We start from the raw sequence: 13,513 nt of genomic DNA, 5'->3' as shown, positions 1-13,513 counted from the left end.
TCTAATTTGATTTTATTCCTTTTAAAAAACCAGTGTATACCTTATTCTCGAATATGGTAACCAAAGTTCCCAGTTCAGCAACTGAGAGGTCATTCAGTTTTTTCTTGAATTTCTGTTTGAGACACCAGTCATCCAGTCTAGCAATTATTTCAAGGGTATCCTTACCCCAGTGCATGTTTCTGGCTATTCCGATCATTTTTTTGCGCTGGGCATCACCTGGTGAAGGCTGCCATCCTGTAGGGACTGGCTGGAAGCGACGGAGCCTGATCATGAACTCCTTGAATTCACCGTCACTTAAAGAAGAGAGACTGTCGGACTTCCCTTCGGTGAAGTCCAGTACTGCTTCTTCCTTATTTAGACCAATATCTTTTAGGATGGCGTATACCTGTCTGTAGTTCCTGTTCATCTAGTTCCTTTCTATGACCAAAGCACCTTTATTTGTTATGTAAAATTCCCTATCCATTTCAAGCAGTCTGTTGACCGTTTCCCTTGTTGCTGGGCCGGTCAGTTCCACAATGATCTCAAGGGATGTTACCTCAACCCGATGCGCGGTCCTGATCTCACCAGAGCTCAAGAGCAGGTCTATGATTTCTATATCTGTCATGGGCCATTTATTTATTTATTTATTGATGTTCCCTCCAGGGCCTGCATGTCCCTTACTATTTCCCTGATCTCCAAGATTACTTCCTCCTCTTTTCTCGCATCAAGGTTGATGGACTTCCTCAATACAATGATCTTTTCCATCCTCTCGATGATTTCATTGTAATCTTCGATTTTAACTTCGGCCTCAAAGGATGCATCCGGATATCTTTTCATGATCTGTGAGATTTCTCCCTTTAACCTGTTTTCTTCCATGACTGCCATGAGGAATTGCTTTACTTTTTTCATTTTATCTCTAGTTGGATTGAATAACCTCTGTTCTGTTTTAGGTAATTAATACATGACCTGTGCTTCCGGTTTAAACTATCCATAATGTTGTAGGGCAGGAAAACGGTCATGGATTCCCTGTCTACCTTAAGTATCCTTCCTAGATAATACAGAGACTGCTCTTCCTGGAGATCGAACTTTCTATTGATGGAATCGACTGGGTTATTTTGACTTTCCATTTTTCTTCAATTCGTTAATCTTACCACTCAAGATCAGCTGCTCTCTTTTGAGTTGGATCAGGGCAGGGTATTTAAGGTATTCTTTCCTTGCCTCGTGATCGATGAAGTTCCCTTGCTTGCCGTTCTTAATCCTGGCCAGCCTGGAAGCGACCGCCGAATCGGAAAGATTGTTCCGTCTTAAATTTTCTTTCCTGGTAATAAGCTCCCAATTGGAAGGATCACAGTTCATGGTATCCCCATCCATGCACCAGAGACATTTTCCTTTGGGTACCGGACCGTTCAATTTTTCCCAATTCACAACGTGAAGCTGGCTCCATTTTCCAATTTCGATGCAGATGAACTTATACTTTTCTTTGGTTCGTTCCCTAACCACCACTTTTCCAACTTCGTGGTAACAGTTGTGAGGCATATTGCCCTTCTTGAAGCGTGTCCCTTCAGTTTTCCTGATCGCCTCTGGACTCATGTATTCAGTCTGCTTCTTTCCCTTATTGGAAGGTACGGCTCCTTTCTTTATTCGGCTATCCAAGGCTTTCTGGTTGATCAGTTCCTGATACCCCAATTCCTTTACCCTTTTACTGACATAGGCAGAGGTACGCTTTATTTCTTTGGAAATCCATTTAATGGACTTTTCCTGAATGTTGGCATGTATAAAGCTATCCTCACTTTCAGTGAACGGCTTGAACATCTTTCTTATAGCAAAGCCTCTACTAACCGCGGGTGGGACAACAAGACCATTCCTCTTGAGGAACCTACCGATCGTTCCTTCACCTGTGCCAATCCTATTACCGATTTCTTCCCTTGGCATTTTTAGGTAGTTTTCATGGATAAACTTCTCCATTTCTGGGGTAAAATGAAATTTTGCCATCTTAAACTCCTTTCAATACTTTAAATGCATCCACTTGGGTCTTTGCAATATCTATGATCGTCTTTACGCCACTGTTGATCGCTTCAGCCTGGGGAATGAAGGATGGATCTTCCTTTACCTTTTTGATATTGTCCATGATAATCCTTGTCAATTCTTCACCATTCTGGCCAATTATAGAGTTGTTTAGGAAGGGAGTACTGTTCTGTAAGTATTTATTTTCCTCTTCAACCCTGACAGGTAAAGCTTCAGGATTTTTGGAGATAAAATCATGGGGATCAAAATCCTCTTCAAGGATCACTAGGGTCCTTTTATTGGTAAATATCTTGATGATGCCTTTGGAGAATTCATGCTTTTCAATATAAAAATCCTCCCCATTGTAATTAAATTTGGTCTTATCGAGTTTTCGAAGTTCATTTAATATGTTCATGGAATTGATAGATTACTATTATCATCGATTTTAATGATTTTGTCATTTATCAATAAAATCGATGATAATTGGTTTAGGATTCGTTTTCGTAGTACACCTTGTAGAAGTTCATCCCCTTGGATTCATCGTAACCCTGTTCGACCAGTTCACGTTTTCCATGGACATAGATGTGGAAATTCTTGTCCAGCTTGATCACTTTCTTATAGGCCGATTTTGCTTTTTTGACCGCAGAATCCGACAGTGGGAACCGATCAGGAATTACCATTTCGTGATCTTCCTGAATTGTGTCCAGGTACCTATTGAAAATTGAGGAGACTTCTGGATCCTGGATCACGGTGCCACTGAATTCTTCGATATCCATTGTTTCGTTTTCCGAAACATAGCTGATTGCCTTGTTCAGGAGCTCATACTGGTCCATGGTATCCATCTCATGGGATTCCTCCAGTTTCTCCATTACGAAGTTCTTGTAAACCTTCATGAAATTGGAGGTCATCTGGAATGGGTCATTTACAACCTGCAGCTGAAGGAACTCTTCCCTCCACAGATACCCTTCGATTGATTTGGGAGGGCACTGGAGAAGGATCCTGTAACCGTTCTCTCGATCCGTATTGATAAAGATCGCACTCAGCTCCACGTTCTCGACACTGAAGATCTTTCCTGATGGCCATATGTCGTATCGACCACCCTTTCCTCGGAAATCTAGACCTTCCATTGGATTTGATAGTTTCAAAAGGGCAATGGCTTCCATTTCTTCCCCCTCGAACTGGACATCCTTCAGGTGGACTGCCAGCAATATGCCGGAGGATATCTTTGGGTGAAGCATGTATTCATATAATAGTGCTGTGAGGTTGTTTGCTGTCGATTGAAATGAATCCCAGTTATGGAAAAATCGAACTACGGCCTTATAGGAATCGTTGAGTTCCAGTGTTTCATTGATTTCCCTGAATTGGAACACCGTTTCATATTTAGAGAAAGGCCTTGAAATGGCCGTTAAGATCAGATGGTCCATATGGAGCTTTTCATCAGGCGAATACATCCCGCCAAAAATTGAGGGTTCTTCTCTGAAGGAAACTCCCTCATCAAAATTTTTGTTGCCCACCCAATTGGCATGGATGCCGGCAATCCTTGAATCTTGGAAAAATATCATGTTTTTAAAATTTGCTTTATTAGTTGTTTCTTGAACGCATCCTTGAGAGGGAGATCGCAGTCACCCTTGATTGCTCTGATGACAAGGACCCTCTCCTCCTGGAAAACGTTTTGATAAATGTTGTTTTCGATAATCTGTACCTGCTCAAATATCACGTATCCGTGCATGAGCAGGTAATCGATCATTTGTTCTTCAGAAAATTCCAGTGTCATGTCGTACCTGAATTACCCTATAATTTTCCGATTCTGGGATCAATGCATCACTGAAGAGGTTGTACATCCTGACGGTTTCTCCCTCTTTGAGTTTACCGACCCCAATAACCACCCGTTCTTTCCATTTAGGTTCTTCTTCAGTTGCTCTCTGGATCAGACCATCACTGTTGACCTGGACCGTTATTTCCTTTCCCTTATTTTCGAATGTTAGGTTGTACATGTTTGTGCTAAGTTCAAGGATCAATATTGTGGCAGCTGCTGCAGCCAGGAATACAAATATTCCCACCTGAACGATTCCTTCATTTCTCATGGTCGGTCTATTTGAAGAAAACCTGACCGTCCCTGTATGCCGAATGGATATACCCCATTGCCACTGCATCATCACCTCCGTCCGGTGTGGGTGCAAAGCGATGGATCCGGAATACCGTTTCGAAGGCATCCATTGATTGGTTTACCATGACCTCATTGTGAAGCTCCTTGGCTTCGTCGGTTGTTGGAATAGGGACCTTTGTGTCCCTGTCCCAACCGATTTTTTTTGATATTTCGCTGTATACGCTCATGCTTTTATTTCTATAATTCACTGAAATTCATCTTTAACCTTTCCCACTTTCCAACTGGGTTCTTAAATTTAAATTCATAGGAATACGCCTTGAAGAGAATCCTGTACGATTCCTTAATCAGTTGGAGCCCTTCTATCCATCTAGGATCATTATAAAGATGCTCATGCTGTATAAGCCTCATCACTGAAGCGTATTCAAGTTCCCCCTTATCGTTCCTGGCAATAAAGGTCATTAGCAGCTCATACATTTCCTTGTTGCTCTTCTTGACGCTATCGGATAGGAAGGATCTGATCAACTCTTCAGCTTTATTGGCCCTTTCGTCCCAAGTTGGATCCGTATCACGTCTCCGGGTGACCCTCATGGTACCGTCGGTATGAGTCAGTGAAAAGCCACCCTTGCTATCAGACCTCACGCCACCATATTCATTTAGCTTTTCCTGCTGTTTTTCCATAACGGCATGCATCTTGGTCTTGAATCTTGCCATCGCCAGGGATATCTGTTCAGCTTCACTGAAGAGTTCCTCAACGGATGTATCTCGATCCTTTTCATAAGCCTTCTTCGCTTTGGCTTTTTTGGCTTTTTCAGCTTTTTCTTCTTTTGCAAGTTGCTGCATCAGTGCCTTGCGCTGTTCCGGTGTCATTGTTGAAATATCTGTCATCTTCTAAGTTTTTTAATGTGTCTGTACCTTGCGTACCATTTGCCCAGAAGGTACGCCGTGATAATTACGAAAGGTAGCATTACCCAGTGCCATGCCCAAAATGGAGGGTTCAGCAGCTTGAATGCTATATTGACGGTACCCAGTACCGTCAATATCAGGATCACCAGGAATTCAGTTCTGCTAATTGACATATCCTTTATCTGTTTTTGGAGATGGGGGCTGAATCCCGTCTTCGTGATTTCTGAAAACATCTACAGCGGTCCCAATGATGAACCTCGATTTTTCTTCATGTTCCATCACAGAACAGAGATTGGCCATGATGTCAACAGGATCTCCCTGGATCAGTACCGATTTCTGTTTTCCAACCGATACCACTATTATAGCTGTCGTATCTTGGCTGGTAGTAAGGTCTTTCATGGCTTCCATGATTCCCTTCAGTTTTTGCATATCTTCTACTTCTTGCATTTGTATTGGATTTAATGTTATTGAATCGTCTGTCTGTCTATTTTTCCTATCAGGTCGTTGATGATGGCCTCATCTGCTCTGTCCAATGGATACTTGGATGCAAATTCACAGAACACCATGAAGGCAAGTCCGCTCACAGCGCTGATGGAAAACTTGTAAGTTGGTTTCTCTATTACCGACTGCACTTTAAGTTTGTGCAGCAGGTCGGAGAGCGCATGGTACACCATCCTGGAATATGCACCTCCATTTTTGCCCGGCTCGATCCATCTTGTTTCCAGGAAATAGAGCCATACCATCAGCTGGTTCCTGGATATCCTAAACTGTATCTTCATATGTCGCATTGAGGTTTTTGAGGAATTTGGAGACGCATTTTTCCTTCAGCTGCTGAAGGGCCAGGTTTGTTACTTCGTCCTCGATCGTCTTCAATCCGTGGATCACCGTTGTATGGTCCTTTCCGAACATCTTTCCGATGGCCTTGTGGGTCATCATCAGATAAGTTCTCAGGATATGATATGCCACAAATCGTGCATAAACCGTTTCCTGGTTCCTAAGGTCCTTTTTGAGATCTTCCAGTTGGAATCCTGAAACCAGGGAAACTGTTTCGACGACATATTCCGGTGTGACCTCCCTGTTGAGTTCGAACTCAAAGTTCATCCTGATGGGAACACCTAAAAGGTCTGATATGGCCTTTTGAGTATCCGAAACCAGAAGTGCAGCCTTTACAAAATTGTCGGTACTCCTCATGATTTTTGGATTAGTTCTAAAACATGATAGTACCTGGTCATAAAATCAAGATTATTGACAAGGAGTTTTCCGTTATGGATGAACATATACTCATCGTTTACATGTTCCCTGGCTCCTTCAAATGGTTCGACGATCAGGAGCTCTCCGTTCTCGTTTACCTCCATCCCTTCGAACAGGTGGAACCTGGCCATGTTCAGGAATTTGCCATTGGTACGGTTAAACCATTCATTGTTCCACATGCCTCGCATCAGCGGAGAATACCTGATCCGGTTGTAAAATTTTTCCGGATATCCGTGAAGCTGTCTCTTCAAGAACTCTTCATACTGTTCGAATTGGTGCAGGTAATATTGCTCCTCTGTCCACTCGAGATGTTGGCAAACTTCAGCAACCTGTCTCTTTACTTTATCGATTACTTTCTGTGCCTGAGTGATCTTTTTAGGTTTGATCAATGCTGTTTTCATGGCTATTTAATTTCTATGTTCAAGATTCGGTCTGTCCTTATTGGAACATCCCGCACATTTCTCCTTTTTTGGTTTTTCTGGCTCCGGACATTCGTCCTTTGAGCAGGATGCCATTGATAGTATCAAGGCAATCATTATTAGTGCTCTATATTTCATAACTTAGATTATTTTACATTCCATGGTACTCTTTGGCACCCCTTTCCCAAATGGTATAATATCCCAAAGGACCTATATACCTCCCTTTACTGAAGGCCCTGTAACCTTCTACCCAGATCTTGAGACTGGCATCGTACATCACCCGTTTCGCCGTTCTCCCACTGGGTTGCTTCCCATCAGCCTGACTGATGATAATGAACAGCTTTTTGGGATATCTCCTAACAAGATCCCTGTATCTTTCGAACGAAAGCCCAGTGTACTGAAAGGAATCCAACACGATGACGTTCTGGCTCTTGGGCCTATCAAGCCTTCCGCACAGCTCCTCGATTGATTCTTGGACCAGGATAAGCCTTCTTTTCACAGAAGCTAGTCCTGCATTTAGGAAAGCATTCTGCATTGTTTTTGCCGATCCTTCCTCCAGTGAGTTATACAGGATCCTTTCATGTTTACTCAGTTCTTTGCAAAGCTTAAGGACAAAGGTTGTCTTGCCATTTCCGGAGTTTGCCCAGATGAACCAGCTACCATTTGATTCTGGCTGAGAGAACGCAGCTCCCCATTCGCCTTCGAAAGGGATGACCTTGTACTTTTTATTGAGGATATCGGAAACACTGTATGCTCTTTTCGCCATTATTGAATCCCCAGTACTATTTTCAGAAATTCAAGATTAAGCTTACGTCCTGTCCTATCAGCCTCGCGCATTACAGGTACCAGTACGTCATATAGTTCTCCATAATTATCACAGTTGTCCCTCAGCCATTTTGCGGTTTCCTTGTCCACATCCTTCAGGAAATCCGTAAAACGCCTGTCAATAGGTTGGAGCTTCCTGATCCTGAACTTGATCCTACGGTATAGCTGTGGGATGCCTGCCTTGTTCTTTTTCCTCATCCTTTCGATGTTCTCGATCAACTGGGAGGTACCGATCATCACGAGGGAACAGTGTTCGTTCAAGTAATCGAAAAGTTCCTTGAAGGAACACAGGGCAGGCTGTTTCATATATTCGCTCTCATCAAAGGCAAATACGGGATCGAGCCCATTCTCAGACAGTGATTTCATGTGCTTTGCAATCTGTCTAAGCTTTGCTGATTTGGTCCTTCTCTCCACCGGAAGCCTCAGCTCTGTGACCATCTTTTCCACGATATCGGCGAGGTTGTCTGAGCTCCCGATCTTGATAGAGAAAACTTCGGTCCTGAACCTGGACTTGAATAACTCCAGGGAAAAGGTCTTTCCGCATCCGGTATCCCCGATGATCACAGCCACCTCACCGGTTTTCTTTGCGTCCTGAAGAGTAGCGAGGATCTCGGTCAACTGGGAAGTTGGCTGTGTTTTCCAATATTCCTTTTCGGTCGCGAATCCTATCAGTGTTGCAATCCTCCTGAAATATTTATCATTGATCGGAACATCCCTGTCCTTGACCTTAAGTGAGAGGTTTCCCTTTCTCATTTCGATGATGTACCTGGCGTTTACTCCGGCCAGGGAAGCAATGTCATCCTGGTTGAGGTTGTTCTTTGCTATATAGCCTTCCAGGGCTTCAATTATTTGGTGCTTTAGTTCGTTTGTCATGATATAAAGTCATTTAGGTCAATCTTCTCTTTTAAGTATGCCTCACGATCCCTAGTGGTCCCAAGGCTTTCATCTGCCAATTCCCTGTCCTGTTTTGCTTTCAACTTCCTTGATGCTTCAGCTATGCGTCCCTGGTTCCTTTGGTCCTTATGCTGACCAGCACTGTCCGTAAGGATCATTTTTGACAGGGTTCCGTTGAGAACAGGTGTCTCGATCATCATCTGTTTTATGATCCGGTCCTGATCATCGTACCTCTGGATGATACTTTCCTCAAGTGTCTTGTTGAAACCGGCAACTTTCGAAAGTTGGAGTGCATCACCGTCCTGTCTGTCGAATAGGGCCATAGGCTGAACATATTGCTCTTCGAGCATAAACTTGACGGTCCCGATCTCCTCTAGGAACCTGCCGTTCCGACTCTTGGCATTCACTACCAACACCTTGCTCATGTCTTCCCGGTCAAACTTGACGCACCAGTCAGTGTGCCGGTTTTCACGGAATGACAGATCGAAACTGTCATAATGGTATTCCTGTTTGTTCAGTGTAAGCGTGAGGCCGTCATGGTGGAGCCTGTTTGTGTAACCGGTGGTTTCACCAAAGAGATACAGATACTCTTCATCTGTGAGAGGGATATGGTCAGCATCTGCCATTTCATGCCACCTGGAGACATATTGGTCATGGAGTTCCATTCTCTTCATTTCAATGCTCGCAGCGATCTGCTTGCACACTCCCTCAAAATCCGGAAAGTCCTTCTTGATCAGATCAAGGTATTCAGTGTTCGGTTGGTTTTCTTTCCTGGAGGTTATGCCGTGGCCTGACCAGTTTGGATACATCAATTGAAGCCTCTTGTTCCATTCCTTGAAGTACGGTTCAACGACTTTCGCTTTTGCATTCCTTACCCTTGCCGGGGTATAGTGCTTGGTCATAGCTTCATAGATTGGGGTAAGAACCCCTTTTCCATAATGGTCACTCTGGATCTGGAGGGATTTGTACCTCTGACCAAATAGTTCCTTGGTATGGTTTGCAGCATTCCGAAGTGCCTCAGTGATGAGTGCGGTCGTTTCATGTGTGCCAATCGCATATCCAATCGGGTATTTTAGGAAAGGATCAAGGACCATAACACAGGTAGGTCTGTTGTGGTAGGTGGTTACTTTATTGCCATCTTTGTTAAGGGAGGTTGACTGATAAAGTAGCTCGACATCCCATCCATCCACTGTCCAATATACCATGGGAACATTGGGAGCTTTCCGCCTTACCTGCATGCTGCGGGTATTCCTTAGTGCCGATTTTCCCTGATTACCTGCAACAATATAGATGTCCATCTCTTTGCGGTACCTCGCCACTGTTGCGGATGAGATAGGTTTCCAGTCCAGTGCGTTGGAAACCTCATTGTAAAGCCGAGATATCTGAACATCATCAAAATTTTGGTGCTTTCTCATCAATTTACCCAACACAGCAAGCTGCTCTTCGCTCACCACTTTAGCCGTATTCTGGTTTTCCAACTTTCCAGATATCAGAGACTTATATCCATCCTTCTTATATTGTGAAAGTATCCTCCGAAGGGATCTGACTTTTAGTGTATGTCCTAGCTTTTCCTCAAGTGCAGCGACATCTTCACAAACTAGATCCCAAACAGACTTTACTTGCAGGCTATTTGGATTTCCGTATGCCTTCCTGAAAGATCTTCTTTGGCTCAAGGCGGTGATCACGGCATTGAGCACTGAAGCATTAATGGTATAAGCTGATTTGAGATCCGATGATAACCCTTTTCCACTGGGAAGTTTGTACCGCATATAAAAATCAGAAGCTTTGCTATCCCACTCATAGATCCTTTCAAGAGGTAATGTTTCCTTCGTGATCTTTTGAGGATCCCCAAAACTTTGGATGCATTTAGCCTGCCATTCATCAGGCATGTTCTCAAAGGAAAACAGGGCTTCATTTCCATTTCCCTTTCCTTCCTTCAAACGAAGGCCTTTGGTTCTGGAAGCTCTTTTCTTTAAAGCGTCATAGGTGCACACTCTTATACTCAGGTCATGGGCAATTACAACAGGATCAGGTCGCCCCTCTTGGATATCGTCAGATATCAGAAAGCTTACCTTGACACCTATCTGCCCTTCATGAATAACATATGCCTTATTCCACATTTCGATTTTATTTTAATGCAGCTTTAACAGCTTGCTCCATCTGCTTATATTCCTTAATTAGGGTATCGGCGATTCCTGGTTTGCGCGTTCCGTCCAAACATTGACGGATATAAACCTTAGAATACCCATGCTTCTCTTGTAGCCGATCCAAAACCAACCCATTGTAGGAATTGGTTTTTTTGGTACTTTTGTTCGTTGTCTTCATTGCATCAATTTTGATAACCACTATTAATTGTTGTTTTCAATATGACAAATATAGTAGATAAATCTTCTAAAAAACAACTAAATGGAAAATAAATCTTCCAATATTAAAGAAAGAGTGCTACAAATAGCTGAAATTAAAGGCGTTGGTAAAGAGAAATTCTTTGAAACTATAGGAATGACCTACGGAAATTTTAAAGGAAAGTCAAAAGAAACTCCGTTAAATTCAAACGCTATAGCAGATATATTTACTATATATCCTGATATAAATCTCGAATGGCTTTTAACAGGCAGAGGGGAAATTTTAAACGATATACATAAACCGAAAGTTTTCAAACTCCGTAATGATCAGCTAATAAAGCATCAGGAAATACCCCTTTATGATTTAGAGGCGTCAGCCGGGTTGGTTCAGTTATTTAAAGATGGTAATAGTGTTTCTCCAATTGACACTATAAGCATACCGAACTTACCAAAATGTGATGGAGCATTATATGTAGTAGGGGATAGTATGTATCCTTTATTAAAATCAGGAGATATTGTTATGTATAAACAGGTTCATGATCTGCCTAATGACTTTTTTTGGGGAGAGATGTACCTTATCCATATTGATATGGATGGAGATACCTACACTACAGTCAAGTATATCCAAAAATCAGAGGTTAGTTTAGAACACATAAAACTGGTAAGTTATAATCAGCACCACTCACCAAAAGACATCCATCTTTCACGTGTAAGAGCTGTTGCATTGGTCAAAGCTTCCGTAAGGATCAACAGCATGACATAACCCACACACACTTAATACATATCATAAAACAGTTATTACCCTAATTATCAGACACCTACAGTTTAACCACACTAGTATTATGGGGGGGGGTAAACTGCTTTATTTAACATGTAAAATAAATATCATAGGCAGTATGTTATATTGAATCATGTTTTTTAATTCCATAAAATGTCCCACTAAGTGTCCCACTAAGTGTCCCTTTAATAGTTTTTTTTAACAATTTCAGTCAGGCAGGATCGGTACTGATCACTAAATCTAACTTAATAGAATTCTAATATCAGTATTATTAATAGCTAGGATATTTCACCGTTTAAAAAGCAATTAAAGGCTATTTAAACGGTTTTTTACGGCAGGAATAGCACATATGTCCATCAATGTGCTAGAATCGTAATGTGGAAAGGAAGTTGAATGGTAGTAAATGGAAGTATTTTACATTTGGTTTTAACAGCCTTTGGCTGGCGTTTTTAGGAAAAACGCCGTTTTTGATATCATTAATCAATCTTTTTGCCGTTTTTGCCGTTTTTGATATTTAATCATTTCGTTTGAGCCCCTATATAATCCCATGATTAGTATTTAAAGATTATTAAAGTTAACACCATTAAAGCTCAAATATTTTGAGCTTTTTTGTTTAATATGATCATTGACTTGCAATCCAGATTAATTTCCTTCGATAGCATTTACCAAACCCTGAAACAGAGGCTATCAAACTGATAAACAGCAATATCCCAAATAAAATATATTCTATCAATTTCTTCTCTCTTGAATGCTGTTTTCTCAAATACAATAACCACAAGAAAAGCTTTCTTAATGATATCTGAAAAAGAAATATAATCAAGTTTAATATGAGAAATATTAATAGAGACGGTAAATAAAAGAGAAATCGAATCGCAAGAATTAGGTATCTGAATAAAACATTATTACTTATTGAAAAATACTTTTTGCTGAAGATATCATAGAATTCAGATTTGAAAATTGATAGTTCACCAAATACTTTTTTATAACCCTCCATCCTACTTTATAATATACCAAATAATAAATACACTAAGTTCCAGTCGAAGATCCTTTAAATATTTATCCATGCTTTTTAAGCTGTATTCCCAATAATAAATAACAGGCAAGGAAGGTTTTACCATATCAGGAAATGTTATTCTGTATCCTTGAGTGATCACATTTCCGAATAATCCACATCGAAGTACTTTAGCAAAAAACATGTAGAATAAGCCACATAATCCAATTAAAGGCCTCAACAAAAAGATTCTTTCGAAAAGTAGACTGAAAAAGTAAATCGGGAGCTTGACAACTAAGAAAAGAAGGTATTTTATTCCCAGATTCCTAAAAATAAAATACCATTTGAAAAGATGTTTAATGCCTATAGGCAGTTTGTCATAAGTATAAAATCCATGATTAATACTTTTGACAAGTCGGACTCTTAAAGATTTTTTTTCTTGCTTCACAAAGATCATGATTTGAAAAACATTGTCTTTTCAAATCTAATCTTGGAAACGACATGCCAGGTCGTGATAACCTAGCCTTTTGTAATTAATCTCTAACTAAATGTAATACATCAGGTGCGGCCGTATTTGATATTTCATCCAGTACAATCTCATTGTCATTCTTGAAAGTAACTACATATACGATATCAAATAGATTTTTTAGAGTTAATACATATTTGCTATAAGTATAATTGCCTTTGACATTCTTATCAGCATTGCTACTGATCTCAAATTCATACGTATTATTTTCATGTAGATTTAAGGCAGGGACCGACTTCCCATCCGCTAGAACCCACCGGCCAACTATATATTCGGACTTTACAATTGGTTCTTCCTCAGAACAAGAGGTAAATGATAATACGGCAATGGTTGCTATAACTAGGTTCTTCGTTAATAGCTTCACTCTTTTTTCTATTGCTAACATTGATTAATTGAGAATAAATTATATTATAAATATCAAATATTAATTGAAGTAATCAATGTTTTATCGAAAAATTATTTTCAGTATTATTTATTTCCATTCTAGATATCCC

General features: G+C 40.9%; 20 protein-coding genes. 1 reads left to right on the top strand and 19 read right to left on the bottom strand.

Going from position 1 to position 13,513, the window contains the following annotated elements; translation table 11 throughout:
• Window position 1: 1 nt before the first annotated feature.
• From ACF3OC_RS07925 to ACF3OC_RS07840, 18 genes are all read right to left on the bottom strand, one after another.
• Window positions 2-406, bottom strand: a complete 405-nt coding sequence (locus ACF3OC_RS07925; protein WP_392471287.1) for a hypothetical protein — start codon at window positions 404-406, stop codon at window positions 2-4.
• The gene (locus tag ACF3OC_RS07920; RefSeq protein WP_392471285.1) at window positions 407-604 is read right to left on the bottom strand and encodes a hypothetical protein; all 198 of its coding nucleotides are present in this window, start codon (window positions 602-604) and stop codon (window positions 407-409) included.
• Between the two features lie 11 nt (window positions 605-615).
• The gene (locus ACF3OC_RS07915) at window positions 616-888 is read right to left on the bottom strand and encodes a hypothetical protein (protein WP_392471284.1); all 273 of its coding nucleotides are present in this window, start codon (window positions 886-888) and stop codon (window positions 616-618) included.
• Window positions 889-1,089: 201 nt separating this feature from the next.
• Window positions 1,090-1,971 carry an HNH endonuclease signature motif containing protein gene (locus ACF3OC_RS07910; RefSeq protein ID WP_392471282.1) on the bottom strand — a complete coding sequence of 294 codons (882 nt, stop codon included), beginning with the start codon at window positions 1,969-1,971 and terminating at the stop codon, window positions 1,090-1,092.
• Window position 1,972: 1 nt separating this feature from the next.
• Window positions 1,973-2,398 (bottom strand): hypothetical protein, encoded by a 426-nt coding sequence (locus ACF3OC_RS07905; RefSeq protein WP_392471280.1) that lies wholly within the window; start codon window positions 2,396-2,398, stop codon window positions 1,973-1,975.
• A 73-nt stretch (window positions 2,399-2,471) separates the two neighbouring features.
• Window positions 2,472-3,545 carry a nucleoid-associated protein gene (locus tag ACF3OC_RS07900; RefSeq protein ID WP_392471278.1) on the bottom strand — a complete coding sequence of 358 codons (1,074 nt, stop codon included), beginning with the start codon at window positions 3,543-3,545 and terminating at the stop codon, window positions 2,472-2,474.
• Between the two features lie 192 nt (window positions 3,546-3,737).
• Entirely contained in the window at window positions 3,738-4,067 is a 330-nt protein-coding gene (locus ACF3OC_RS07895; RefSeq protein ID WP_392471277.1) for a hypothetical protein, read from the bottom strand.
• Between the two features lie 7 nt (window positions 4,068-4,074).
• Window positions 4,075-4,317 carry a hypothetical protein gene (locus ACF3OC_RS07890; RefSeq protein ID WP_392471275.1) on the bottom strand — a complete coding sequence of 81 codons (243 nt, stop codon included), beginning with the start codon at window positions 4,315-4,317 and terminating at the stop codon, window positions 4,075-4,077.
• Between the two features lie 10 nt (window positions 4,318-4,327).
• Window positions 4,328-4,975: a DUF3164 family protein gene (locus ACF3OC_RS07885; protein WP_392471273.1), complete on the bottom strand. Its 648-nt coding sequence runs from the start codon at window positions 4,973-4,975 to the stop codon at window positions 4,328-4,330.
• A gap of 180 nt (window positions 4,976-5,155) precedes the next feature.
• A complete protein-coding gene (locus ACF3OC_RS07880; protein ID WP_392471272.1) occupies window positions 5,156-5,440 on the bottom strand; it encodes a hypothetical protein in 285 nt (94 codons plus the stop codon).
• Between the two features lie 17 nt (window positions 5,441-5,457).
• Window positions 5,458-5,772, bottom strand: coding sequence for a hypothetical protein (locus ACF3OC_RS07875; protein WP_392471270.1), 315 nt, complete (start codon window positions 5,770-5,772; stop codon window positions 5,458-5,460).
• Window positions 5,756-6,184: a helix-turn-helix domain-containing protein gene (locus ACF3OC_RS07870; protein ID WP_392471268.1), complete on the bottom strand. Its 429-nt coding sequence runs from the start codon at window positions 6,182-6,184 to the stop codon at window positions 5,756-5,758. Before ACF3OC_RS07870 ends, ACF3OC_RS07875 begins: the two co-directional genes overlap by 17 nt.
• The gene (locus ACF3OC_RS07865) at window positions 6,181-6,645 is read right to left on the bottom strand and encodes a hypothetical protein (protein WP_392471267.1); all 465 of its coding nucleotides are present in this window, start codon (window positions 6,643-6,645) and stop codon (window positions 6,181-6,183) included. Before ACF3OC_RS07865 ends, ACF3OC_RS07870 begins: the two co-directional genes overlap by 4 nt.
• Window positions 6,646-6,651: 6 nt before the next feature.
• Window positions 6,652-6,801 carry a hypothetical protein gene (locus tag ACF3OC_RS07860; protein ID WP_392471265.1) on the bottom strand — a complete coding sequence of 50 codons (150 nt, stop codon included), beginning with the start codon at window positions 6,799-6,801 and terminating at the stop codon, window positions 6,652-6,654.
• A gap of 13 nt (window positions 6,802-6,814) precedes the next feature.
• Window positions 6,815-7,429 carry a hypothetical protein gene (locus ACF3OC_RS07855; protein WP_392471263.1) on the bottom strand — a complete coding sequence of 205 codons (615 nt, stop codon included), beginning with the start codon at window positions 7,427-7,429 and terminating at the stop codon, window positions 6,815-6,817.
• Complete coding sequence (locus ACF3OC_RS07850) at window positions 7,429-8,361, bottom strand: AAA family ATPase (RefSeq protein WP_392471261.1); 933 nt, start codon at window positions 8,359-8,361, stop codon at window positions 7,429-7,431. Before ACF3OC_RS07850 ends, ACF3OC_RS07855 begins: the two co-directional genes overlap by 1 nt.
• A complete protein-coding gene (locus ACF3OC_RS07845; RefSeq protein ID WP_392471259.1) occupies window positions 8,358-10,502 on the bottom strand; it encodes a hypothetical protein in 2,145 nt (714 codons plus the stop codon). The genes ACF3OC_RS07850 and ACF3OC_RS07845 overlap by 4 nt, the downstream gene beginning before the upstream one ends.
• 7 nt (window positions 10,503-10,509) lie before the next feature.
• Window positions 10,510-10,707, bottom strand: coding sequence for a hypothetical protein (locus tag ACF3OC_RS07840; RefSeq protein ID WP_392471258.1), 198 nt, complete (start codon window positions 10,705-10,707; stop codon window positions 10,510-10,512).
• 81 nt (window positions 10,708-10,788) lie between these two features.
• On the opposite strand from ACF3OC_RS07840, the gene ACF3OC_RS07835 reads away from it, so the two are divergent.
• On the top strand, window positions 10,789-11,487 hold the full coding sequence (locus ACF3OC_RS07835; RefSeq protein ID WP_392471256.1) for a helix-turn-helix transcriptional regulator: 699 nt from the start codon (window positions 10,789-10,791) through the stop codon (window positions 11,485-11,487).
• A 1,539-nt stretch (window positions 11,488-13,026) separates the two neighbouring features.
• Here ACF3OC_RS07835 and ACF3OC_RS07830 read toward each other — a convergent pair.
• Window positions 13,027-13,404: a hypothetical protein gene (locus ACF3OC_RS07830; protein ID WP_094281539.1), complete on the bottom strand. Its 378-nt coding sequence runs from the start codon at window positions 13,402-13,404 to the stop codon at window positions 13,027-13,029.
• Window positions 13,405-13,513 lie beyond the last annotated feature (109 nt).

Origin of the sequence: Sphingobacterium cellulitidis (assembly GCF_043187465.1) — a bacterium.
Taxonomy (GTDB): domain Bacteria; phylum Bacteroidota; class Bacteroidia; order Sphingobacteriales; family Sphingobacteriaceae; genus Sphingobacterium; species Sphingobacterium cellulitidis.
This window is presented reverse-complemented; position numbering and strand designations above follow the sequence as displayed.